This window comes from Streptomyces sp. NPDC059256 (genome assembly GCF_042753785.1).
Taxonomy (GTDB): domain Bacteria; phylum Actinomycetota; class Actinomycetes; order Streptomycetales; family Streptomycetaceae; genus Streptomyces.
Genome location: NZ_JBHYZO010000019.1, coordinates 21,393 through 43,779 on the forward strand (window position 1 = coordinate 21,393; position 22,387 = coordinate 43,779).

A 22,387-nucleotide genomic window follows, 5' to 3' on the forward strand; every position below is an offset into this window, starting at 1 on the left:
CGCCCGGATGCAGCAAGGGTGTCGGCCCGTGCAGGCGGATCCTGGGAGGGGTGTCGTGGAGGAGTCGGCCGAGGTGAGCCCAAGGGTGCGAGCCCGAGTGCACCGGGACTTCCCGGACCCGGAAATCGCGGCGGTGGTGATCGAGTTGCTGGAGGAGTGGGGCCGATCCTCCGTCGCCTGGGAAGTGGATCGCGTGCAGACGGCGATCGTGCTCTTCGCGGCCGGTGATGTGGACCGGTACCTGGAGATCCTCGAAGAAGCCTACTGGGACTACCGGGATGTGTTGATGATCAGCGGTTTCGGCGATACGGGGTGGAAGAAGCTCATGGAGGCGGCGATCGGGTCCGAGTGAGGTCCATCGGCCGTGTCGGCTCGCCTGTCCTCGCTGGGCAAGGCGGCGGCAAGGGGTTCCCCGACCGCCTCTGACCGGCGTGGAAGCCGGTCGGAGGCGGTCGACGTTCGTCTACTGGTCCGCGAGCCGAAAGGCCAACTCGGACACCCACTTGTTCAGATCCGGCTGCACCCGGGGGTCGGTCAGATGCGACTCCAGCCGGCAGCCCCAGCGCTCCACCCCCGCCACCTCCGTCATGTCCCACTCCAGGCCCTCGCGGGTGGCCCAGGAACGCAGTGCGTCGGCCACGTCGAAGAGTTCGTCCGGGTGGCCGACGTGGGTGAGCGTGGCATAGCGACCCGCGGGCAGTGTGCCGACGCGAATGTCACCCTCCGGCTCCGGCCGGGACACGACGGGCATGCCCGCCTCGACCTCCGACTCACCCTCCAGGTCGACGGTGTTGTAGCGGAAGAACGGTGCTCCCGCGAACTCTGCCTCATGGGCCATCAGCCACCCGATCAGCTCCCCCAGTCGGTCGGCGATCTGGTCAAAGGAGTCCATTCGGACCGAGCCGCGGATGAAGGCGTACGGCTGCTCGGTCCGTTCGACGACCACGGGCGTCACATCTGACATGGCGATACCTCAAGCAGTAGGAGCAGGGCGGCAGGGGGCGCCGACGAAGGCTCCCCCGGAGTGAGACCGGTTGCCGGCCGTCGACTCATCGGCCGGACCGGATCAGTTGCCTGCGATGTCCTTCACGGCCACCACCACCGGAACCGATCCGCTGATCAACTCCAGTGTCAGCCCGGCAGCGGCCGGCGTCTCGACCAGTTCCGCGAGCACGGCGGCCACGTCGTCGCGCGGCACGGGCCCCCGGCCGGTGGAAGCCTTCAGCGCCACCAGTCCCGTACCGGCGTCATTGGTCAGCATGCCCGGACGCAGGATCGTCCAGGCGAGCCGCGGCCGTGCCCGTACGTCGTCGTCAGCGGCGCCCTTGGCCCGCAGATAGGCGTCGAAGACCTCGTTGCCCTGGTGGGCGGAGTCCGCGCCCATCGACGAGACGATGAGGTAGCGGCGCACACCGGCCTGCTCGGCGGCGTCCGCGAACAGGACCGCGGCGGCCCGGTCCACCGTGTCCTTGCGGGCGACCCCGCTGCCCGGGCCGGCGCCCGCCGCGAAGACCGCGGCGTCCGCGCCCTTCAACACCTCGGTGACCTCGGCGAGGGAGGCCGACTCAAGGTCCAGCACGATGGGTTCCGCCCCCGCGTCACGCAGGTCCGCGCCGTGGTCGGGGTTGCGGATGATGCCCGCGACCTCATGCCCGCCTGCCGAGAGCAGCCGCTCCAGTCGGAGCGCGATCTGACCGTGTCCTCCAGCAATCACAATGCGCATGTCTACGACCGTACGTCCGAAGCCCGTCCTGCGCCTGACAGCACCGTGGCCGCGGCGTGAACGGCGGCCGGCGCCTGCCGTCGCACCGAGGAGGTCAAGGCCGTCCCTGCCGCGGTAGTTCGAGCGCCACGGCCACCGCCGAGTCGCAGTACTCCCGTACGGCGCTCGTACGGGCCACCACACGACCGCGATGGATCACGATCCTGCTGTACGCGAGGGACAGCACGGCGGAGAGCTGTTCCCCGCGCACGGCGAGCAACTCGGCCGGGAAGCCGGCCTCCACCCGTACCTCCGGCAGCCCCATCACCTCACGTGCCCCCGACGCGACCGCCGCATAGGCGTCCTGGGCCCGCAATCCGGCCTGGGAGGCCAGGAGATAGGCCGCCTCCAACGGATCGCCGCGCCCCACCGGGTTCCCCACGTCCCGCAGGGCGCCACTGCCGGCCGCGACCCTTACTCCGGCCGCTCGCAGCAGTCGTACGGGCGCGGTGCCGCGCTGCTCCATCGCTCCGCAGCCGCCCTGGGGGAGGCAGACCACGGTGACCCCGGACGCCGCGAGTTGGTCGGCCGCCCGGGCGGCCACGGCGCGTGGCAGTCGGGCCAGGCCCGCACACGGTCCGATCGCCACGCCCGTGCGCAGACCGCCGGCCATCGCCGCGAGCCGGGCGAGCCGCGCGGGATCGTCGCCGTGGGTGTGGAGGTCGACCGGACAGCCGTGCTCGGCGGCCACTTCCAGCACCGATTCCACATATCCGGTCGGGTCGGGGTCGGCGTCGGGGCAGCCGCCCACGACGGCGGCACCCATCTTCACGGCGTCGCGCAGCATCGCCAGACCGTCCGAACCGGCAACTCCGGTCAGCAGCCTGGGCACGGCCACGGTGGTCAGGTCGACCAGTCCGCGCAGGGAGCGCCGGGCCTGCAAGACCGCTTCCAGCGGGCCGAGCCCCTGCACATCGCCGATCCGTACGTGGGAGCGCAGTGCCGTCGCTCCGTGACCCAGTTGGAGCAGGGCGGCTTCGGTGGCCCGGCGTTGGACCTCCTGCATCTCGTACGAGACCGGGCCGGGTGAGTCGGCGGTGAGGGCCGTGTCGCCGTGGGAGTGCGGTTCGGCGGGGGCGGGGAGCAGCAGATAGCCGCTGAGGTCCACGCGCGCGCAGTGCGGGCTCAGGCTGCCCGTGGTGCCGACCGCCTCGATCCGCCCGCCGCCGAGTCGTACGTCGACGGTGCGGCCGTCCGTCAGCCGGGCGCCGCACAGCAGCAGCGCGGTGGTGTCGGCGGTGGCGCCGCCGGGTGACTGCGGCTGGCTGTCGGGCATCGCGCTCCTGCGGGGGAGGTCGGGGCTCGGGCGTGTGAGCGAGGGGGAAGATCACACAGCGTGAGACGAGCCTAGGGGCGCTAGGGGTGGGCTTCGGGGAAGAGCGGAATAGTCGTACCGGTGTGGCCGTGCGCAGGGTTCACGGGGTGGCAGTGCTGGTCGGCGCAGCGTTCCGCGACGGGACGGCAGCCGGTTTCGAGCCGCCGTGCAGGGGGCTGCCGCCGGGTCCGCAGAGGGCTTGTGAGAGCAAAGCGGTCGCCGCAGCCATCAGGCGACGAAACGGATTTGGGCGATCGGTGGGCGACCGTGTAATGTCTTCATCGCTCGCCCCAATAGCTCAGTCGGTAGAGCGTCTCCATGGTAAGGAGAAGGTCTACGGTTCGATTCCGTATTGGGGCTCTGATGTCGGTGATCCTCGCCTTCGGGCGAGGTGAACTGATATCGCAGCGGTGTAGCTCAGTCGGTAGAGCAAGCGGCTCATAATCGCTGTGTCACCGGTTCAAGTCCGGTCACCGCTACACACAGTAGCCGATTGCGGGGTCGGTCCTCCGATCGGCTACTCTTTTATGCGTTCAACATCTGTCGTTTAAGTCCGTCCAAGGAGCACTCACGTGGCTGCCACCGACGTCCGCCCGAAGATCACGCTGGCCTGCGTGGAGTGCAAGGAGCGGAACTACATCACCAAGAAGAACCGGCGTAACAACCCGGACCGTCTTGAACTCAAGAAGCACTGCCCGCGCTGCAAGGCGCACACTGCGCATCGCGAGACGCGCTGATCAGGTTCGTCCCACGAGGCCGCCCCCTTTTTCGGGGGCGGCCTCGTGGCATTTGTTGCGACGGCCCGGCGTCCCGATAACTCGGGCCGTTGATCAGAATGGTCAAATCTGTCAGGAGGGAGCCAGTTCATGGCGCTCGACCAGTCCTTCGTAGGGCGGACCTATCCGCCCACCTCGCCCTATGAGGTCGGCCGGGAAAAGATCCGCGAGTTCGCCGAGGCGGTGGGGGACGACAATCCCGTATACGTCGATCAAGAGGCCGCGAAGGCGCTCGGGTACCCCGATGTGATCGCTCCGCCGACTTTTGTCTTCGCGATCAGTTTCCGGGCTGCCGAAGCCGTGGTCCAGGACCCGCTCCTGGGTCTCGACTACGCCCGTGTGGTCCACCGTGACCAGCGGTTCGCCTATGCCAGACCAGTACGGGCGGGGGACAGGCTGACCGTCGTCTCCACCATTGAGAGCATCAAGACGCTGGCGGGCAATGACGTCGTGGACATTCGCGGCGAGGTGAGCGACGAAGCCGGTGAGCACGTGGTGACCGCGTGGACCAAGCTGGTGGCGCGTGCCGCCGAGGAGGCGTGATGACGGGGAAGATCTCCTACGCTGACGTCGAGGTCGGTACCGAGCTGCCCGTGCGGAGTTTCCCCGTCGACCGCGCCACATTGGTTCGGTACGCCGGTGCCTCCGGGGACTTCAACCCGATCCACTGGAACGAGAAGTTCGCAGTGGGGGTTGGGCTTCCTGATGTGATCGCCCACGGCATGTTCACCATGGCCGAGGCGGCCCGTGTGGTGACCGACTGGACCGGGGATCCGGGCGCGCTGGTGGAGTACAGCGTCCGTTTCTCCAAGCCCGTCGTCGTGCCGAACGACGAGAAGGGCGCCGTGATCGAGGTCAGTGGCAAGGTCGCGGCCCTGCTGGAAGACCGTCGGGTACGCGTCGACCTGGTGGCGACGAGTGCTGGCGAGAAGGTTCTGACCATGTCCCGTGCCGTGGTGCAGCTCGGCTGATCGGTGTGCGTTTCATCAGGGGTGCCCTTCCGAGGAGGGGCACCCCTGATGCATGTGGCGCTCAAATCCGCGGTCCGCGCGACGGTTGACATACTTAGTGATTGGTCACTAACTTACTTGCATGGTCAGGATGAGTGCACAGGAGCGACGCGAGAGCGTCATCCGCGCGGCGATCAGCGAGTTCGCGATGGGCGGCTACGTCGGCACCTCGACCGAGGCCATCGCCAAACGGGTCGGCGTCTCGCAGCCGTACCTCTTCCGCCTCTTCAAGAACAAGCGGGAATTGTTCCTCGCCGCGAGTGTGCGCTGCCTCGAAGAGACCGTCATGGCGTTCTCGGACGCCCTGGCCGAGCAGCCCGAGGCCCCGCCGAAGGATGTGATGGCCGAGGCATATCAGCAGCTTCTCGACGATCATGAGCGGCTGCTGATGCAGATGCAGATGTATGTCGCCGTGGCCTCGGCCGAAGCGGTCGGCGACCATGAGTTCGGCGAGTTGATCCGCACCGAGTGGGCCGAGATCTGGGACCGGGCGTCCCTCGCGTTCGGGGGGGACCTCAAGGCCACCACGGAATTCATGAGCGCCGGCATGCTGATCAACACCCTGGCGACCCTGGGATTTCCCAGTGAGCACCGGGTGTGGGCCGGATTCGGCGGCGAGTTCCCACCGGTGGCGCCCGAGGCGCCTGGAGCCTCCAGGGTGCCTGAGAACTCTGAGGTGTCCGTGGTGGAAGGACTCATCCCGGACGTCGACCCCGCCGTCCATGAGGCGCGCGATGGTGACGGTACGTGATTGTCGGCCGCTTGCCCCCGACGAGCTGATGCCCATGTCGATCAGACCTCCCGACCCCCCGCCCTCCCGAGCTCCTGACCTCCTGACCTCTTGGCCTTCTGGCCTTCTGGCCTTCTGGTCCTCGCCCTTCCCTGAGTGGGGAGGGCTGACCTTCTCCCCTTCCAGCTGAACCGGGGAGTTTTCTGTCCATGAAAGTTAGTGATCAATTACTAATCAAATGGGGGAGCAGTGACCCAGCCACCATCGGCACGTCGAGGCGGCACCGCCTGGGCCATCGTCATCACGAGCGCCGCAGGCTTCATGGCCGCTCTGGACAATCTCGTCGTCACCACCGCACTACCCGCCATCCGCGATGACCTCGGCGGGGCGCTGGCGGACCTGGAATGGACGGTCAGCGCCTACACCCTGACCTTCGCCGTGCTGCTGCTGTTCGGTGCCGCACTCGGCGACCGCTTCGGCCGTCGTCGACTCTTCACCATCGGATTGTCGATCTTCACCGCCGCTTCCGCCGGCGCTGCCCTCGCCCCCAGCATCGACTCCCTGATCGCCGCCCGCGCGGTGCAGGGCGTCGGCGCCGCGATCATGATGCCGCTGGCCCTCACCCTGCTGACGGTCGCCGTTCCGCCCGCACGCCGGGGCGCGGCCCTGGGCATCCTGGGCGCGGTGACCGGAGTGGCGGTGGCCAGCGGCCCCCTCATCGGCGGCAGTCTCACCGAACACATCTCCTGGCAGTGGATCTTCTGGCTCAATGTGCCGATCGGTCTCGCCCTGCTCCCCCTCGCCCGGATGCGGCTTGAGGAGTCCCACGCACCGAACCCCCGGCTCGACGTCCCCGGCACCCTGTTGGTGAGCGGTGGTCTGTTCGGAGTCGTCTACGCCCTGGTCAACGGGCATGTGGACGGCTGGACCAGCGTCGGCGTGGTCACCAGCGCGACCGTGGGCGTCGCGCTGCTCCTGGCGTTCGTCCGCCATGGCGCGGTCAGCCGGCGTCCCATGCTGCCCATGCGGCTGTTCCGCGACCGGACCTTCGCCGGCATCAACGCCGCGAGCATGCTGATGTACCTGGGCATGTTCGGATCGATCTTCCTCCTCAGCCAGTTCATGCAGAGCGTCCTCGGATACTCGCCCACCGAGGCCGGGCTGCGGATGCTGCCGTGGACCGGAATGCCGCTCCTCGTCTCCCCGCTCGCCGGGTACCTCTCCGACCGGATCGGCGGCCGGCCGATCATCATCGCGAGCCTCACCCTCCAGGCGATCGGCCTAGGACTCTTCGCACTCGTCCTGGAGCCGGGGATGTCCTACGCCGCGATGCTGCCGGCGCAGATCGCGGGTGGGCTCGGTATGGCGCTCTTCTTCGCGCCCGCAGCCAGTCTGGTCATGTCCAGCGTGCAACCTGCCGAGCAGGGCATGGCGTCAGGTGCCAACAACGCCCTCCGGGAGGTCGGCGGGGCACTGGGCGTCGCCGCGCTGGCGGCGGTGTTCGCCGCCCAGGGGGGATACGGCACTCCGTGGACGTTCACGGACGGCATAGTGCCCGCCCTGTGGATCGGCGCCGGGGCGGTGGCTGTCGGCGCGGTCGCCGCTCTCCTGATGGAGGGACGGACGGGCAGGAGTACGGGCCGGGATGAACTCCCCCCGGCCCGTACTCCTGCCCGTTCCTCGGCAACCGTCTAACGTCGACCCCCGTCTGCGGGCGTCCGTCCATGGGCAAGCGGTCGTCGGGCCACGGGTGCCGATACCGCGGTGCGGCTCTCCACGGCGAACGTCGAGAGCCGTACCCCGGGGCGGCGTGCTCCGGGCCCGTACCCTTGTCCCGTGCAGGAACTCCACGATGCCCCCCTCGCCCCCCTGACCACTTTCCGGCTCGGCGGTCCCGCCACCCGGCTCCTGACGGCCACCACGGACGATGAGGTGATCGCGGCCGTGAGGGAAGCGGACACCACCGGCACCCCGCTGCTGATCATCGGCGGCGGGAGCAATCTGGTCATCGGCGACAAGGGGTTCGAGGGAACGGCCCTGCGCATCGCCACCCAGGGATGCCGGGTGAACGGCCCCGAACTGGAACTCGCCGCGGGCGAGACCTGGACGGACGCCGTGGCCCTCTCCGTGGCCGAGGGACTGGCGGGCATCGAATGCCTGGCCGGGATCCCCGGTTCGGCCGGAGCCACCCCGATCCAGAACGTCGGAGCGTACGGCCAGGAAGTCTCCTCGACGATCACCGAGGTCGTCGCCTACGACCGCCACCAGGACCGGACGGTCACCCTCGCCAACGCCGAGTGCGACTTCTCCTACCGACACAGCCGCTTCAAGGAACACCCCGACCGCCATGTCGTCCTGAGGGTCCGCTTCCGGCTGGAAGAGGCCGATGGGCTCTCCGCACCCATTCGGTACGCGGAGACCGCCCGACTCCTCGGTGTGGAGCCGGGCGACCGGGCCGATCTCGCCGAGGTGCGCCGCGCCGTGCTGAGGCTGCGTGCGGGCAAGGGCATGGTCCTCGACCCCGAGGACCACGACACCTGGTCCGCCGGGTCCTTCTTCACCAACCCGATCCTGAGCGCCGCGCAGTACACGACCTTCCTCGATCGAGTCCGGGAACGCCTCGGTGACGAGGTTGCCCCGCCCGCCTACCCCGCGGGGGAGGGGCGCACCAAGACCTCAGCGGCCTGGCTGATCGACCGAGCCGGTTTCACCAAGGGATACGGCAGCGGCCCCGCCCGCATCTCGACCAAGCACACCCTCGCGCTCACCAACAGGGGGGCGGCGACCACGGACGATCTGCTCGCCCTCGCCCGGGAGGTCGTCGCCGGAGTCGAGGACGCCTTCGGGATCACCCTGGTCAACGAGCCGGTGACCATCGGTGTGAGCCTCGGATCCGACTAGCTCGGGTCTGCATCCACTCTGGCGCTCTGGGCCCGCGATCCCGGCCGGGGCGACCGTCGGGCCGGTGCGCCTAGTAAGCGACTCCCACGGCCTGTCCCACCGTCTCTCTCCGGGCCACCTGCGCGAGCATCGCATGGGCCACGTCCGCCCGTCCGATGGTCCGGGCGGCCCGGGGGTTGCCCCCGATCTCCGTGCGGTAGACGCCGGTCAGCGGCTTGTTCAGGAGCCGGGGCGGACGTACGGCGGTCCAGTCGGTATCGCTGTTGGCCAGCGCCGCCTCCATGGCGCGCAGATCCCGGTACAGGTCCTTGAACACGGCGGAGACCACGCTCATGGATATCCGGTCGAGCAGGCTCTCCCCCTGTGGGGATCCGCCGATGGGTGTCGCGCTCACCACGACCAGCCGACGGGTGCCCTCCGCCTCCATGGCGGTCAACACCGCGCGCGTCAGGGTCGTGGCGATCCCCGCGTCAGCCCGGGTGCGCGCACCCAGACCGGAGAGCACGGCGTCCCGGCCCTCCACGGCCGGCCGTAGGGTCTCCGGCTTCGCCAGGTCGGCCTGGAACACCGTGAGGCCGGGGCTCCTGACGGTGTAGCGCGACGGATCGCGGACGACTGCTGTCACCTCATGGCCGGCGGCCAGTGCCTGGGTGACGATTTCCCGACCGACTCCGCCGGTCGCTCCGAAAACGGTGTACCTCATCGGTCACGCCTCCAAGGGGGTAAGTGTTCACTCACCCCTAGGGTGGGTAAGTACTCACTCACCCGTCAAGTCCAGAGATCGATTTCTGTCAGAGGACACAAAGAGGACCATGCAGAAACCGCCGGCACGTGCCCGCATCCTCGACGCCGCGTACGACCTGATGCTCAGCCTGGGGCTGGCCCGCACCACCACGAAGGAGATCGCCAGGGCGGCGGCCTGCTCGGAGGCCGCGCTCTACAAGAGCTTCGCCAGCAAGGAGGAACTGTTCATCGCGGTCCTCGACGAACGGCTGCCGAAGCTGGGTCCGCTGCTGAGCGATCTCACGGCGAGCCCCGGCACCGGAAGCATCGAAGGCAATCTCGTCGAAGTGGCGCGACAGGCTGCCCGGTTCTACGCCCAGACGGTCCCGATCGCGGCATCGCTGTACGCCGACCCCCGACTCAAGGCCCGACACGAAGCCGCGCTGCGCGCCCTGGGCACCGGGCCACACAAGCCCATCCACGGCCTCGACCGGTATCTGCGGGCCGAGCAGGAGATGGGCCGCATCGCAGCGGACGCCGACACCTACGCCGCCGCTTCCCTGCTGCTCGGCGCATGCGCCCACCGGGCCTTCGCCTACGACAGCGCGGAGGGCGGAGTGGCCGCGCCCCCGCTCGACGCGTTCGCCGCCGATCTCGCCCGCACCCTGCTCGGCGGTATCCGCCCGCCCGCGTGACGAGCCGTCGGTCAGTCGGTCAGTCGGCCAGCCAGCCGTCGATCCCGGCCAGCAGCTTGCCCTGTACGTCCGCGGGCGCCGCCGAACCCCGCACCGACTGCCGGGCCAGCTCCGCCAGCTCCTCGTCCGTGAAGGCATGGTGCCTGCGCGCGAAGTCGTACTGGGCAGCCAGCCGGGAACCGAACAGCAGCGGGTCGTCCGCCCCCAGCGCCATCGGCACACCGGCGTCGTACAACGTCCGCAGCGGCACGTCCTCGGGCTTCTCGTACACGCCAAGGGCCACATTCGACGAAGGGCAGACCTCGCAGGTCACACCGCGATCGGCGAGCTGCCGCAGCAGCCGGGGATCCTCCGCCGCCCGCACCCCGTGACCGACCCGGGCCGCGTGGAGGTCATCCAGACAGTCCCGCACCGAGGACGGGCCGCTCAGCTCCCCGCCGTGCGGCGCGGCCAACAGGCCGCCCGTCCTGGCGATGGCGAACGCGCGGTCGAAGTCCCTGGCCATGCCCCGGCGCTCGTCATTGGACAACCCGAACCCGACGATGCCCTGGTCGGCGTACCGCACGGCGAGACGAGCGAGCGTACGGGCCTCCAGCGGGTGCTTCATACGGTTCGCTGCGACCAGCACCCGCATCCCCAGACCGGTCGCACGCGCCGCACGGTCCACCGCGTCCAGAATGATCTCCAGGGCGGGGATCAACCCGCCGAGAAGAGGTGCGTACGACGTCGGATCGACCTGTATTTCCAGCCAACCGGAACCATCCCTGACGTCTTCCTCGGCGGCCTCCCGCACCAGTCGCTGAATGTCTTCGGGACTCCGAAGGCAGGAGCGGGCGATGTCGTAGAGGCGCTGGAAGCGGAACCAGCCGCGCTCATCCGTGGCGCGCAGCTTCGGAGGCTCGCCCCCGGTCAGGGCGTCAGGCAGGTGGACGCCGTACTTATCAGCCAGTTCGAGCATGGTGGAGGGCCGCATCGAGCCGGTGAAGTGCAGATGGAGATGGGCTTTGGGGAGCCGGCTGACGTCACGTACATGGTCCATTCCAGGATCTTGCCGCACCGCCACGCCGAGAGGTAACCGGATTCCCTGATCGGGTCCTTGCCCGAACGAAGAATCGGCTCCTGTCCATGAGCGTCGCCCGTGAACAGGAGCCGATTCGAAAAAGGACCCGTGGCCTGAACCGTCAGTCAGTGGCCTCGGCCAGCAGCTTCTGGATGCGCGAGACGCCCTCGGCGAGATCCTCGTCACCCAGGGCGTAGGAAAGGCGCAGATAGCCGGGGGTGCCGAAGGCTTCGCCCGGGACCACCGCGACCTCGACCTCATCCAGGATCAACGCGGCCAGCTCCACCGAGGACTGCGGGCGCTTGCCGCGGATCTCCTTGCCGAGCAGGGCCTTCACCGAGGGATACACATAGAAGGCGCCCTCGGGCTCGGGGCAGACGACGCCGTCGATCTCATTGAGCATCCGGACGATGGTCTGTCGGCGGCGGTCGAACGCCTCACGCATCTCGGCGACCGCGTCCAGGTTCCCGGACACGGCGGCCAGGGCCGCGGCCTGCGCCACGTTGGAGACGTTCGACGTGGCGTGCGACTGGAGGTTGGTCGCGGCCTTCACCACGTCCTTGGGGCCCACGACCCACCCCACGCGCCAGCCGGTCATGGCGTACGTCTTGGCGACGCCGTTGACGACGATGCACTTGTCGCGCAGCTCGGGCACCACGGCGGGCAGCGAGGTGAAGGTCGCGTCCCCGTACACCAGGTGCTCGTAGATCTCGTCCGTGAGGACCCACAGCCCGTGCTCGACGGCCCAACGGCCGATCGCCTCGGTGTCCTCCCGGCTGTAGACGGCGCCGGTCGGGTTGGACGGGGAGACGAAGAGGACCACCTTCGTGCGCTCGGTGCGCGCGGCCTCCAACTGCTCGATCGAGACCCGGTAGCCGGTGGTCTCGTCGGCGATGACGTCCACCGGCACACCGCCGGCGAGCCGGATCGACTCGGGGTAGGTGGTCCAGTAGGGAGCGGGCACGATGACCTCGTCACCCGGGTCCAGGATCGCGGCGAATGCCTCGTAGATCGCCTGCTTCCCGCCGTTGGTCACCAGGATCTGCGCCGGGTCGACCTCATAGCCGGAGTCCCGCAGGGTCTTCTCGGCGATGGCCTTCTTCAGCTCCGGCAGACCGCCCGCCGGGGTGTAGCGGTGGAACTTCGGGTTTCGGCAGCCTTCGATCGCGGCCTCGACGATGTAGTCGGGCGTCGGGAAGTCGGGCTCACCGGCACCGAAGCCGATCACCGGACGTCCGGCGGCCTTGAGGGCCTTCGCCTTGGCGTCGACGGCGAGGGTCGCGGACTCGGAGATCGCGGCGATGCGCGCGGAGACCCGGCGCTCGGTGGGAGAGGTTGCAGCGCTCATACGATCCATCGTCCCAGACGGCAATCATGGCCGGCACAAGTGTTTCGCCCCGCGGACATCCGGCGCTCCCCAGGTCGGCAGTCGCTCGACCCGCCGGGAGCGCACCGGGTCGGTGCGGAGTGGGTGCCAGGTCGGTACAAGAGGGACGCAAGAAGCGCTGGGGGGCTATCTGTTCGACGTCGGGCCGACGACCACGTACACTCACTCGTCGTTGGCCCGCACCGACCACATCCTTGGATACGGTAGGTTGGGGAAGCCACAAAGGGTCGTAGCTCAATTGGTAGAGCACTGGTCTCCAAAACCAGCGGTTGGGGGTTCAAGTCCCTCCGGCCCTGCTACACAAGCCTTCGCCAGGCTGTGTGCGCATGTACGTGCAGTAGATGAACCGCCGTGCGGCTCCACCGGGTGCGGCACGGCCACGACCCGGAATCAGGTGAAAGAAAGTGACGGACGCCGTGGGCTCCATCGACACGCCTGATGCCGAGGACGAAGCGCCTCAGAAGAAGTCCCGCAAGGGCGGTAAGCGTGGAAAGAAGGGCCCTCTGGGCCGTCTCGCGCTCTTCTACCGGCAGATCGTCGCCGAGCTGCGCAAGGTCGTCTGGCCTACGCGCAATCAGCTGACGACATACACCACAGTGGTGATTGTCTTCGTTGTCATCATGATCGGTCTGGTGACCGTGATGGACTATGGATTCCAGGAAGCCGTCAAGTACGTCTTCGGCTGATCCCACGGAGGGCGTCGGCGTCGGCATGGCGGCAGCCTTTCGTACGTTCCACCCATCTGTATCCAGAAAGAAGCAGCCACCGTGTCTGACCCGAACCTGAACGAGGCCGTCGAGCCGGGCGAGAGCTTCGAATCCGCCGAGTCCTCAGAGGACGAGCTCGACATCGTTGAGGCGGCCGACGAGGACCAGGCCGAGGCTGCGGACGCAGCGGCCGGTGAGCCGGCCGAAGAGGCTGCTGTGCACACTGACTCCGAAGAGGCGGACGCCGACGAGGCCGACGCTGATGCCGACGACGCCGTTGAGGCCGAAGACGCCGCGAGCGCCGAGGCCGAGCCCGAGGCTCCGGTCGACCCGATCGCCGCACTCCGCGATGAACTGCGTCTGCTCCCCGGCGAGTGGTACGTCATCCACACCTACGCGGGCTACGAGAAGCGCGTGAAGGCGAACCTGGAGCAGCGTGCCGTCTCGCTGAACGTCGAGGAGTTCATCTACCAGGCCGAAGTGCCCGAGGAAGAGATCGTCCAGATCAAGAACGGCGAGCGTAAGAACGTCCGCCAGAACAAGCTTCCCGGTTACGTCCTGGTCCGCATGGACCTCACCAACGAGTCCTGGGGCGTCGTCCGCAACACCCCCGGAGTCACCGGCTTCGTGGGCAACGCCTATGACCCGTACCCGCTGACGCTGGACGAGATCGTCAAGATGCTCGCCCCCGAGGCGGAGGAGAAGGCGGCGCGCGAGGCCGCCGAGGCCGAGGGCAAGGCCGCTCCTGCCCGTCGCGTCGAGGTTCAGGTGCTGGACTTCGAGGTCGGCGACTCGGTCACCGTCACCGACGGTCCGTTCGCCACGCTCCAGGCGACCATCAACGAGATCAACGCTGACTCAAAGAAGGTCAAGGGCCTGGTCGAGATCTTCGGCCGTGAGACGCCGGTCGAGCTGAGCTTCGACCAGATCCAGAAGAACTAGCCGTACGCAGTTCACTGCGCACGCAACAGCTTCCGACCAGGTCAGAACGGCCCTCGCGGCCGTTCTGACCTGTCGGTTTTTATCCGCGCACCTATACCCGTTATCGTTGTGCGGTATGCCTCCATCCGGATGATCGGGTGGAGTGCTGGAAACTCTCACTAGGACCCGGAGAGAGCAATGCCTCCCAAGAAGAAGAAGGTCACGGGGCTTATCAAGCTCCAGATCCAGGCCGGCGCGGCCAACCCGGCTCCGCCGGTCGGCCCCGCCCTGGGTCAGCACGGCGTCAACATCATGGAGTTCTGCAAGGCTTACAACGCCGCGACCGAGTCGCAGCGTGGCATGGTCGTGCCGGTGGAGATCACGGTCTACGACGACCGTTCCTTCACCTTCGTGACCAAGACTCCGCCGGCCGCCAAGCTGATCCTCAAGGCCGCGGGTGTGGACAAGGGCTCCGGCGAGCCGCACAAGACCAAGGTCGCCAAGCTGACGCGCGACCAGGTCCGCGACATCGCCACCACCAAGATGCCCGACCTGAACGCCAACGACCTGGACGCCGCCGAGAAGATCATCGCCGGCACCGCCCGTTCCATGGGCATCACGGTCGAGGGCTGACAGCCCCCCGTCTGACCTCCGTGGTAGGGCCAGCGCTGGTCCGCACCACAACTCCATACCTGAAATACAGGAGCTGAAGTGAAGCGCAGCAAGTCTCTCCGCGCTGCGGACGCCAAGATCAGCCGGGAGCGCGTGTACGCCCCGCTTGAGGCCGTCCGTCTGGCCAAGGACACCACGTCCATCAAGTTCGACGCGACCGTCGAGGTCGCCATGCGTCTGGGTGTCGACCCGCGCAAGGCGGACCAGATGGTCCGTGGCACCGTGAACCTTCCGCACGGCACCGGCAAGACCGCCCGGGTCCTGGTCTTCGCGACCGGTGACCGTGCCGAGGCCGCGCGTGCCGCGGGCGCCGACATCGTCGGCGCCGACGAACTGATCGACGAGGTGGCGAAGGGCCGTCTGGACTTCGACGCCGTCGTCGCCACCCCGGACCTCATGGGCAAGGTCGGTCGTCTCGGCCGCGTGCTCGGTCCGCGTGGTCTGATGCCGAACCCGAAGACCGGCACCGTCACCCCCGATGTCGTCAAGGCTGTGACGGACATCAAGGGCGGCAAGATCGAGTTCCGCGTCGACAAGCACTCGAACCTCCACTTCATCATCGGCAAGGTTTCCTTCGACGAGACGAAGCTGGTCGAGAACTACGCCGCGGCGCTGGAGGAGATCCTCCGTCTGAAGCCGTCCGCTGCGAAGGGCCGCTACATCAAGAAGGCGACCCTGGCCACCACGATGGGCCCCGGTATCCCGCTGGACGCCAACCGCACCCGCAACCTCCTCGTCGAGGAGGACCCGGCCGCTGTGTGATCCACACAGCAGTCGCGGGTTTCCGTACAACGAAAGCCGGTCCCCAAGCCTCTTACGAGGTGAGGGGGCCGGTTTTTCTGTTGCGCCGGTGTCATAGGCGTCGGATACCGTTCAAACGTTCGTAAAGAGATCTTCAAGGGGTGGGGCATGAGCAAGACCGCATGGAAGCGCGCGGGCATGTCGCTGACGGCGGTCGCCGTCATCGCCGGCGTGGCCGGTTGTGGCAGTGAGTCGGGCACGAAGGATCGTTCCGTCGCGCAGGTCCTCACGGCCGCGCACAAGAAGACCGCCGATGCGAAGTCGGCGAAGGTCGACATCAGCATGAAGGGCTCCGACGGCACGGCCGGCGGCGAGAAGCTCGACATGCAGATGTCCGGTGTCGTCGGCTGGGACCCCGTGCTGATGGACATGACCGTGACCGGCATGGAGGACATCGCCGATGCGCCCGGGAAGTCGCGCATGGTCATGGTCGACAACGTCATCTACGTGGACATGGGCGCCAAGTCCGCCAAGGAGATGGACGGCAAGCGCTGGATGAAGATGGACTTCGGGGCGATCGCCGAGATGTCGGGCGACCCCGAGCTGCAGAAGCAGATGACCGGGGGCATGGAGGACATGAACCAGGACCCGGCTCAGCAGCTCGCGCTCCTGCTGGACTCGCCGAATGTGAAGAAGGTCGGCGAGGAGAAGATCGACGGCGTCCAGACCCAGCACTACAAGGGCACGTTGACCTTCGAAGAGATGATGAAGTCGAAGCTCGACCTTCTGGAGAAGAAGGAGCGCGACGACCTGCTGGCGAAGATGAAGAAGTCCAAGATGAAGGGCTTCGAGACCGAGGTCTGGGTCAACAAGGACGACTATCCGGTCCGGATGAACGTGACCATGAACTTCCCCGAGGGCAAGGGCAAGCTCGTCACCAGCGCCGACTACTCCGACTACGGCACCAAGGCGTCGGTGAAGGCTCCGCCGGCCGGTGAGACCGCAGACCTGATGGAGCTCTTCAAGCAGCTCGGAGACCTCGGCAAGGAGATGAAGGAGCTGGAGAAGCTCGACGAGGGTTCCACCCAGAGCTAGCCCCGAGTCTGAGGGCGCTTGTCGGGCATCCTGACGGGTTCTGAGGGTCGCGCCCGGCGGAAGTAGAACCCGGGGATCCCGAGGACGGGTGGTGCGGTGACTTCCGGGACGACCGAATCCAGTGCGGCTCGCCGTACTCGTGGGGTCGTGGGGTGCCGGGCCGCGCGCCCCTGGCAGCCCGCTGGCGGGCCTGTCCACGTTGCTCGGCTCGCGTCGCCCCATCGGTCGGCTCCGGTGTTCTCAGTGGGGCTGGTGGTGCTTCTGTGGCGGGCTTGCTGCCGGGCCGACATGGAGAGCGCTTCGGGGGAGGGCCACGGTCATGTTCGATGGCCGAGAATCGCCGTCCGGCGGAGCGAGTGGGTTCCCGGCGGTGGCACGGGCCCGATCGATGCCCGCGCAATGTCTTCCTCGGTTGGGCACACCCACCCTGACCAGGCCGTACAGGGCGATTTGCTTCTAACGGAACCGCTCACGTAGTCTTCCCCAGAAGCCAAAGACCGCTGGTCGTTGCCGCGTGCTCTTCTGAGAGTGCGGCGACCGAAGGAATCCGCTAGCTGCGGACGGCCTGCGCAGGTGACACAGTGTCAAGCTCCCGAGTTCCATTCGGTCGAGCTCAGCCCCGTGCGCCTGCGCCGGGGCGTTTCGTTTTGCACAGTTTCCTCCTTCGGGTCCGCGCGGTCCTCATCACCCGGAAGGAGGCCGATGCTCATGGCAAGGCCCGACAAGGCTGCCGCGGTAGCCGAGCTGGCGGACCAGTTCCGCAGCTCGAACGCCGCCGTGCTGACCGAGTACCGGGGTCTCACCGTGGCACAGCTCAAGCAGCTGCGCCGCTCACTCGGTGAGAACGCCCAGTACGCCGTGGTGAAGAACACGCTGACCAAGATTGCGGCCAACGAGGCCGGGATCAACACGCTCGACGACCTGTTCAACGGTCCGACGGCGGTTGCCTTCGTCACCGGTGACCCGGTGGAGTCGGCGAAGGGTCTTCGTGACTTCGCCAAGGACAACCCCAACCTGATCATCAAGGGCGGTGTCCTTGATGGCAAGGCGATGTCCGCCGATGAGATCAAGAAGCTTGCGGACCTCGAGTCCCGCGAGGTTCTGCTCGCCAAGCTGGCGGGCGCCATGAAGGGCAAGCAGTCCCAGGCTGCCGCGCTCTTCCAGGCGCTTCCCTCGAAGTTCGTCCGCACCGCGGAGGCGCTTCGTGCCAAGCAGGCCGAGCAGGGCGGTGCCGAGTAATTCGGCTCGCGCATTGATCAGCGCTGTTCCCATGCGCTGATCGCAGCGGGCCGAACGCCCGCCGTCATATACATCCGGCACACGCCGATTTAGTGAAGGGATCGCCCATCATGGCGAAGCTCAGCCAGGACGACCTGCTTGCCCAGTTCGAGGACATGACCCTCCTTGAGCTCGCCGGCTTCGTGAAGGCGTTCGAGGACAAGTTCGACGTCACCGCCGCTGCCCCGGTCGCCGTTGCCGCCGCCGGTGGCGCTGCTGCCGCCGCCGAGGCCGTCGAGGAGCAGGACGAGTTCGACGTCATCCTCACCGGTGCCGGCGAGAAGAAGATCCAGGTCATCAAGGTCGTGCGTGAGCTGACCTCCCTGGGTCTGAAGGAGGCCAAGGACCTCGTGGACGGCGCCCCGAAGCCCGTCCTGGAGAAGGTCGCCAAGGAGGCCGCTGAGAAGGCTGCCGAGTCCCTCAAGGGCGCTGGCGCCTCCGTCGAGGTCAAGTGACCCCGAACCACCTCAGCGTCACTCAGTGACTCTGTGAGTTCTGCGCCACGGTGCCAGCAGTTCTGCTGATCCGTCCGTGGCGCACGGGTTCCTCCCGGTCCTTCCAGGACCCCGGAGGGGCGTGAAGGGCTCAGCCAAGGGCGATCACCCAACCGGGTGGTCGCCCTTCGGCGTACCGCGGGGGCTGCGTTGCACTTCTGGCACCGCCGAGTATGGTGATCTTCACCGTGCGCCTCAGGCCCAGGTCAGCCCCTGGTCAGTGACGATCCCAGCAGCCAGCCGGGGGGAGGGGGCCTTGACGAACCGCACGCAGCGCGCAATTCTCAGGACGCGCCGCCACAACGATCCGTATCCGAGGCATGGATCGGCGGCCGAGTGGGCAGTATCGATGTGCGCCGTACGGCGCGAAGTAGCGCGGAGTTGAGAACAACGAGGGTCCTGAATATCCGGACTGGACATCAGTGTGCCAAGTGGCTACACTGACCCTTTGCGCTGCCTGTTAACTGCCCCCTGCCCGTCACCAGGGGCATCCCCTCGCATCAGCACAACGGATTGATCCATCCCTGACCTGGGACTTCCATCTCTGTGCCTCGCTTGGGACCGGTACGCGCGTAGTGAGTCCGAGCCCTCGGAAGGACCCCCTCTTGGCCGCCTCGCGCAACGCCTCGACCGCGAATACGAACAATGGCGCCAGCACTGCCCCGCTGCGCATCTCCTTTGCAAAGATCAAGGAGCCTCTTGAGGTTCCGAACCTTCTCGCGCTCCAGACCGAGAGTTTCGACTGGCTGCTCGGCAACGCCGCCTGGAAGGCTCGGGTCGAGGCTGCTCTTGAGAGTGGACAGGACGTCCCCACCAAGTCCGGTCTGGAGGAGATCTTCGAGGAGATCTCTCCGATCGAGGACTTCAGTGGGTCGATGTCCCTGACCTTCCGGGATCACCGCTTCGAGCCTCCCAAGAACTCGATCGACGAGTGCAAGGAGCGCGACTTCACCTTTGCCGCGCCGCTCTTCGTCACCGCCGAGTTCACCAACAACGAGACCGGCGAGATCAAGTCCCAGACGGTCTTCATGGGCGACTTCCCGCTCATGACGGGCAAGGGCACCTTCGTCATCAACGGCACCGAGCGTGTCGTGGTGTCCCAGCTGGTGCGCTCGCCGGGTGTCTACTTCGACTCCTCCATCGACAAGACGTCCGACAAGGACATCTTCACCGCCAAGATCATCCCGTCCCGGGGTGCCTGGCTGGAGATGGAGATCGACAAGCGCGACATGGTCGGTGTCCGCATCGACCGCAAGCGCAAGCAGTCCGTGACCGTCCTCCTCAAGGCTCTCGGTTGGACGACCGAGCAGATCCTCCAGGAGTTCGGCGAGTACGAGTCGATGCGCGCCACCCTGGAGAAGGACCACACCCAGGGCCAGGACGACGCACTGCTCGACATCTACCGCAAGCTCCGTCCGGGCGAGCCGCCGACCCGTGAGGCTGCCCAGACCCTGCTGGAGAACCTCTACTTCAACCCGAAGCGCTACGACCTGGCCAAGGTCGGCCGTTACAAGGTCAACAAGAAGCTCGGGGCCGACGAGCCGCTGGACGCCGGCGTGCTCACCACCGACGACGTCATCGCGACCATCAAGTACCTGGTCAAGCTGCACGCCGGTGAGACCGAGACGGTCGGCGAGTCCGGCACGCAGATCGTCGTCGAGACCGACGACATCGACCACTTCGGCAACCGCCGTCTGCGGAACGTCGGCGAGCTGATCCAGAACCAGGTCCGTACGGGCCTGGCGCGTATGGAGCGCGTCGTGCGTGAGCGCATGACGACCCAGGACGTCGAAGCGATCACCCCGCAGACGCTGATCAACATCCGGCCTGTCGTCGCCTCCATCAAGGAGTTCTTCGGCACCAGCCAGCTGTCGCAGTTCATGGACCAGAACAACCCGCTCTCGGGTCTCACCCACAAGCGCCGTCTGTCGGCGCTCGGCCCGGGTGGTCTCTCGCGTGAGCGGGCCGGCTTCGAAGTCCGTGACGTGCACCCCTCGCACTACGGCCGCATGTGTCCGATCGAGACGCCCGAAGGCCCGAACATCGGTCTGATCGGCTCGCTCGCCTCCTACGGCCGGGTCAACGCGTTCGGTTTCGTCGAGACCCCGTACCGCAAGGTCGTCGACGGCCAGGTCACCGACGATGTCGACTACCTGACCGCTGACGAAGAGGACCGCTTCGTCATCGCCCAGGCGAACGCGACCATCTCCGACGAGATGCGCTTCACCGAGCCGCGCGTACTGGTCCGCCGCCGTGGTGGCGAGGTCGACTACGTGCCGCCGGCCGAGGTCGACTACATGGACGTCTCGCCGCGCCAGATGGTGTCGGTCGCGACGGCCATGATCCCCTTCCTGGAGCACGACGACGCCAACCGTGCCCTCATGGGCGCGAACATGATGCGTCAGGCCGTTCCGCTGATCACGGCCGAGGCGCCGCTGGTCGGAACCGGCATGGAGTACCGCTGTGCGGTCGACGCCGGTGACGTCATCAAGGCGGAGAAGGACGGTGTGGTCCAGGAGGTCTCCGCGGACTACATCACCGTCGCCAACGACGACGGCACCTACACCACCTACCGGGTGGCCAAGTTCTCCCGCTCCAACCAGGGAACCTCGGTCAACCAGAAGGTCATCGTCTCCGAGGGCGACCGGGTCATCGAGGCCCAGGTCCTCGCTGACGGCCCGGCCACCGAGCAGGGCGAGATGGCCCTCGGCAAGAACCTCCTCGTGGCGTTCATGCCGTGGGAAGGCCACAACTACGAGGACGCGATCATCCTGTCGCAGCGCCTCGTCCAGGACGACGTCCTCTCCTCGATCCACATCGAGGAGCACGAGGTCGACGCCCGTGACACCAAGCTGGGCCCCGAGGAGATCACCCGGGACATCCCGAACGTCTCCGAAGAGGTCCTCGCCGACCTCGACGAGCGCGGCATCATCCGCATCGGTGCCGAGGTCGTCGCGGGAGACATCCTGGTCGGCAAGGTCACGCCCAAGGGCGAGACCGAGCTGACCCCGGAGGAGCGCCTGCTGCGCGCGATCTTCGGTGAGAAGGCCCGTGAGGTCCGTGACACCTCGCTGAAGGTGCCGCACGGCGAAATCGGCAAGGTCATCGGCGTACGCGTCTTCGACCGCGAGGAGGGCGACGAGCTTCCTCCGGGCGTGAACCAGCTGGTCCGCGTCTATGTCGCCCAGAAGCGCAAGATCACCGATGGTGACAAGCTCGCCGGCCGTCACGGCAACAAGGGCGTCATCTCCAAGATCCTGCCGATCGAGGACATGCCGTTCCTGGAGGACGGCACCCCGGTCGACATCATCCTCAACCCCCTCGGCGTGCCGTCCCGAATGAACCCGGGACAGGTCCTCGAAATCCACCTCGGCTGGCTCGCCAGTCAGGGCTGGAAGGTCGAGGGCAACGAGGAGTGGATGGAGCGGCTCAAGGCGATCGGCGCCGACGACGTCGCTGCCGGCACCAACGTCGCGACTCCGGTCTTCGACGGTGCCCGGGAAGACGAGATCTCCGGTCTCTTCGAGTCCACGATCCCCAACCGCGACGGCGACCGCATGGTCCTGCCGTCCGGCAAGGCGAGGATGTTCGACGGCCGCTCCGGCGAGCCGTTCCCGGACCCGATCTCCATCGGGTACATGTACATCCTCAAGCTCCACCACCTGGTCGACGACAAGCTTCACGCCCGGTCGACCGGCCCGTACTCCATGATCACCCAGCAGCCGCTGGGCGGTAAGGCCCAGTTCGGTGGCCAGCGGTTCGGAGAGATGGAGGTGTGGGCGCTGGAGGCTTATGGCGCCGCGTACGCCCTCCAGGAGCTGCTGACCATCAAGTCCGACGACGTCACCGGTCGCGTGAAGGTCTACGAGGCCATCGTCAAGGGCGAGAACATCCCCGAGCCCGGCATCCCTGAGTCCTTCAAGGTGCTCATCAAGGAGATGCAGTCCCTGTGCCTCAACGTGGAGGTGCTGTCATCGGACGGCATGTCCATCGAGATGCGCGACACCGACGAGGACGTCTTCCGCGCTGCGGAAGAGCTCGGCATCGACCTGTCACGGCGCGAGCCCAGCAGCGTCGAAGAGGTCTGACGGGTCCGGCCGGGACCACTCGTGAGAGAGGT

General features: G+C 67.3%; 21 protein-coding genes, 3 tRNA genes and 1 pseudogene. 19 read left to right on the forward strand and 6 right to left on the reverse strand.

From position 1 onward, the window contains the following. The first annotated feature begins 73 nt into the window (after positions 1-73). The gene (locus ACFXJL_RS27775) at positions 74-352 is read left to right on the forward strand and encodes a hypothetical protein (protein WP_384696873.1); all 279 of its coding nucleotides are present in this window, start codon (positions 74-76) and stop codon (positions 350-352) included. Positions 353-463: 111 nt separating this feature from the next. Here ACFXJL_RS27775 and ACFXJL_RS27780 read toward each other — a convergent pair whose 3' ends face one another. The 3 genes from ACFXJL_RS27780 to ACFXJL_RS27790 form a co-directional block, all read right to left on the reverse strand. After that, complete coding sequence (locus ACFXJL_RS27780) at positions 464-964, reverse strand: GyrI-like domain-containing protein (RefSeq protein WP_358880931.1); 501 nt, start codon at positions 962-964, stop codon at positions 464-466. A gap of 102 nt (positions 965-1,066) precedes the next feature. Further along, positions 1,067-1,723, reverse strand: coding sequence for an NAD(P)H-binding protein (locus tag ACFXJL_RS27785; RefSeq protein WP_358880932.1), 657 nt, complete (start codon positions 1,721-1,723; stop codon positions 1,067-1,069). A gap of 94 nt (positions 1,724-1,817) precedes the next feature. Next, positions 1,818-3,038 (reverse strand): amidohydrolase family protein, encoded by a 1,221-nt coding sequence (locus ACFXJL_RS27790; protein WP_384631831.1) that lies wholly within the window; start codon positions 3,036-3,038, stop codon positions 1,818-1,820. 326 nt (positions 3,039-3,364) lie between these two features. Between ACFXJL_RS27790 and ACFXJL_RS27795 the strand changes: the two genes are divergently transcribed. The 8 genes and pseudogenes from ACFXJL_RS27795 to ACFXJL_RS27830 all read left to right on the forward strand — a co-directional run bounded on the left by ACFXJL_RS27795 (position 3,365) and on the right by ACFXJL_RS27830 (position 8,494). After that, positions 3,365-3,437: transfer RNA gene (locus ACFXJL_RS27795), tRNA-Thr, on the forward strand. A gap of 46 nt (positions 3,438-3,483) precedes the next feature. Further along, positions 3,484-3,556: transfer RNA gene (locus ACFXJL_RS27800), tRNA-Met, on the forward strand. A 93-nt stretch (positions 3,557-3,649) separates the two neighbouring features. Continuing rightward, entirely contained in the window at positions 3,650-3,814 is a 165-nt protein-coding gene (rpmG, locus tag ACFXJL_RS27805) for a 50S ribosomal protein L33 (protein ID WP_018385553.1), read from the forward strand. A gap of 129 nt (positions 3,815-3,943) precedes the next feature. Continuing rightward, entirely contained in the window at positions 3,944-4,396 is a 453-nt protein-coding gene (locus ACFXJL_RS27810; protein WP_358880934.1) for a MaoC family dehydratase N-terminal domain-containing protein, read from the forward strand. Beyond that, entirely contained in the window at positions 4,396-4,824 is a 429-nt protein-coding gene (locus ACFXJL_RS27815) for a MaoC family dehydratase (protein ID WP_384631827.1), read from the forward strand. The genes ACFXJL_RS27810 and ACFXJL_RS27815 overlap by 1 nt, the downstream gene beginning before the upstream one ends. Positions 4,825-4,945: 121 nt before the next feature. Continuing rightward, positions 4,946-5,473: pseudogene (locus ACFXJL_RS27820) on the forward strand (TetR/AcrR family transcriptional regulator); the annotation flags it as partial. 369 nt (positions 5,474-5,842) lie between these two features. Further along, positions 5,843-7,288, forward strand: coding sequence for a DHA2 family efflux MFS transporter permease subunit (locus ACFXJL_RS27825; protein WP_384696879.1), 1,446 nt, complete (start codon positions 5,843-5,845; stop codon positions 7,286-7,288). 141 nt (positions 7,289-7,429) lie between these two features. Next, positions 7,430-8,494 (forward strand): UDP-N-acetylmuramate dehydrogenase, encoded by a 1,065-nt coding sequence (locus ACFXJL_RS27830; RefSeq protein ID WP_384696882.1) that lies wholly within the window; start codon positions 7,430-7,432, stop codon positions 8,492-8,494. 70 nt (positions 8,495-8,564) lie between these two features. Here ACFXJL_RS27830 and ACFXJL_RS27835 read toward each other — a convergent pair whose 3' ends face one another. Continuing rightward, positions 8,565-9,197 (reverse strand): NAD(P)H-binding protein, encoded by a 633-nt coding sequence (locus ACFXJL_RS27835; RefSeq protein WP_358880938.1) that lies wholly within the window; start codon positions 9,195-9,197, stop codon positions 8,565-8,567. A 109-nt stretch (positions 9,198-9,306) separates the two neighbouring features. Between ACFXJL_RS27835 and ACFXJL_RS27840 the strand changes: the two genes are divergently transcribed. Next, entirely contained in the window at positions 9,307-9,912 is a 606-nt protein-coding gene (locus ACFXJL_RS27840) for a TetR/AcrR family transcriptional regulator (protein ID WP_384696885.1), read from the forward strand. A 19-nt stretch (positions 9,913-9,931) separates the two neighbouring features. Here the strand turns inward: ACFXJL_RS27840 and ACFXJL_RS27845 are convergent, their stop codons facing one another. Next, on the reverse strand, positions 9,932-10,951 hold the full coding sequence (locus ACFXJL_RS27845; RefSeq protein ID WP_358880940.1) for an adenosine deaminase: 1,020 nt from the start codon (positions 10,949-10,951) through the stop codon (positions 9,932-9,934). Between the two features lie 142 nt (positions 10,952-11,093). Further along, positions 11,094-12,320, reverse strand: coding sequence for a pyridoxal phosphate-dependent aminotransferase (locus ACFXJL_RS27850; RefSeq protein ID WP_358880941.1), 1,227 nt, complete (start codon positions 12,318-12,320; stop codon positions 11,094-11,096). Between the two features lie 262 nt (positions 12,321-12,582). On the opposite strand from ACFXJL_RS27850, the gene ACFXJL_RS27855 reads away from it, so the two are divergent. From ACFXJL_RS27855 to rpoB, 9 genes are all read left to right on the forward strand, one after another. Further along, positions 12,583-12,655 (forward strand) — tRNA-Trp (locus tag ACFXJL_RS27855). Positions 12,656-12,763: 108 nt separating this feature from the next. Then, a complete protein-coding gene (gene secE, locus ACFXJL_RS27860; RefSeq protein WP_329022136.1) occupies positions 12,764-13,045 on the forward strand; it encodes a preprotein translocase subunit SecE in 282 nt (93 codons plus the stop codon). Positions 13,046-13,126: 81 nt separating this feature from the next. Further along, on the forward strand, positions 13,127-14,008 hold the full coding sequence (gene nusG / locus ACFXJL_RS27865) for a transcription termination/antitermination protein NusG (protein WP_358880942.1): 882 nt from the start codon (positions 13,127-13,129) through the stop codon (positions 14,006-14,008). 177 nt (positions 14,009-14,185) lie between these two features. Beyond that, on the forward strand, positions 14,186-14,620 hold the full coding sequence (rplK, locus tag ACFXJL_RS27870) for a 50S ribosomal protein L11 (RefSeq protein WP_351498679.1): 435 nt from the start codon (positions 14,186-14,188) through the stop codon (positions 14,618-14,620). Between the two features lie 78 nt (positions 14,621-14,698). Further along, on the forward strand, positions 14,699-15,421 hold the full coding sequence (gene rplA / locus ACFXJL_RS27875; protein WP_329022143.1) for a 50S ribosomal protein L1: 723 nt from the start codon (positions 14,699-14,701) through the stop codon (positions 15,419-15,421). A 147-nt stretch (positions 15,422-15,568) separates the two neighbouring features. Beyond that, positions 15,569-16,495, forward strand: coding sequence for a DUF6612 family protein (locus tag ACFXJL_RS27880; RefSeq protein ID WP_358880943.1), 927 nt, complete (start codon positions 15,569-15,571; stop codon positions 16,493-16,495). A 708-nt stretch (positions 16,496-17,203) separates the two neighbouring features. Then, complete coding sequence (gene rplJ, locus ACFXJL_RS27885) at positions 17,204-17,734, forward strand: 50S ribosomal protein L10 (RefSeq protein ID WP_329022148.1); 531 nt, start codon at positions 17,204-17,206, stop codon at positions 17,732-17,734. Positions 17,735-17,844: 110 nt separating this feature from the next. Then, positions 17,845-18,228, forward strand: a complete 384-nt coding sequence (gene rplL, locus ACFXJL_RS27890) for a 50S ribosomal protein L7/L12 (protein ID WP_329022150.1) — start codon at positions 17,845-17,847, stop codon at positions 18,226-18,228. Between the two features lie 644 nt (positions 18,229-18,872). After that, on the forward strand, positions 18,873-22,355 hold the full coding sequence (rpoB, locus tag ACFXJL_RS27895) for a DNA-directed RNA polymerase subunit beta (protein WP_358880944.1): 3,483 nt from the start codon (positions 18,873-18,875) through the stop codon (positions 22,353-22,355). Positions 22,356-22,387: the final 32 nt, after the last annotated feature.

Bases quoted from the DNA above. Each gene is read 5' to 3' on its own strand.
- ACFXJL_RS27780 (WP_358880931.1), bottom strand. From the start codon at position 964: ATGTCAGATGTGACGCCCGTGGTCGTCGAACGGACCGAGCAGCCGTAC.
- ACFXJL_RS27785 (WP_358880932.1), bottom strand. From the start codon at position 1,723: ATGCGCATTGTGATTGCTGGAGGACACGGTCAGATCGCGCTCCGACTG.
- ACFXJL_RS27790 (WP_384631831.1), bottom strand. From the start codon at position 3,038: ATGCCCGACAGCCAGCCGCAGTCACCCGGCGGCGCCACCGCCGACACC.
- ACFXJL_RS27810 (WP_358880934.1), top strand. From the start codon at position 3,944: ATGGCGCTCGACCAGTCCTTCGTAGGGCGGACCTATCCGCCCACCTCG.
- ACFXJL_RS27815 (WP_384631827.1), top strand. From the start codon at position 4,396: ATGACGGGGAAGATCTCCTACGCTGACGTCGAGGTCGGTACCGAGCTG.
- ACFXJL_RS27835 (WP_358880938.1), bottom strand. From the start codon at position 9,197: ATGAGGTACACCGTTTTCGGAGCGACCGGCGGAGTCGGTCGGGAAATC.
- ACFXJL_RS27840 (WP_384696885.1), top strand. From the start codon at position 9,307: ATGCAGAAACCGCCGGCACGTGCCCGCATCCTCGACGCCGCGTACGAC.
- ACFXJL_RS27845 (WP_358880940.1), bottom strand. From the start codon at position 10,951: ATGGACCATGTACGTGACGTCAGCCGGCTCCCCAAAGCCCATCTCCAT.
- ACFXJL_RS27850 (WP_358880941.1), bottom strand. From the start codon at position 12,320: ATGAGCGCTGCAACCTCTCCCACCGAGCGCCGGGTCTCCGCGCGCATC.
- rplK (WP_351498679.1), top strand. From the start codon at position 14,186: ATGCCTCCCAAGAAGAAGAAGGTCACGGGGCTTATCAAGCTCCAGATC.
- ACFXJL_RS27880 (WP_358880943.1), top strand. From the start codon at position 15,569: ATGAGCAAGACCGCATGGAAGCGCGCGGGCATGTCGCTGACGGCGGTC.
- rplJ (WP_329022148.1), top strand. From the start codon at position 17,204: ATGGCAAGGCCCGACAAGGCTGCCGCGGTAGCCGAGCTGGCGGACCAG.
- rplL (WP_329022150.1), top strand. From the start codon at position 17,845: ATGGCGAAGCTCAGCCAGGACGACCTGCTTGCCCAGTTCGAGGACATG.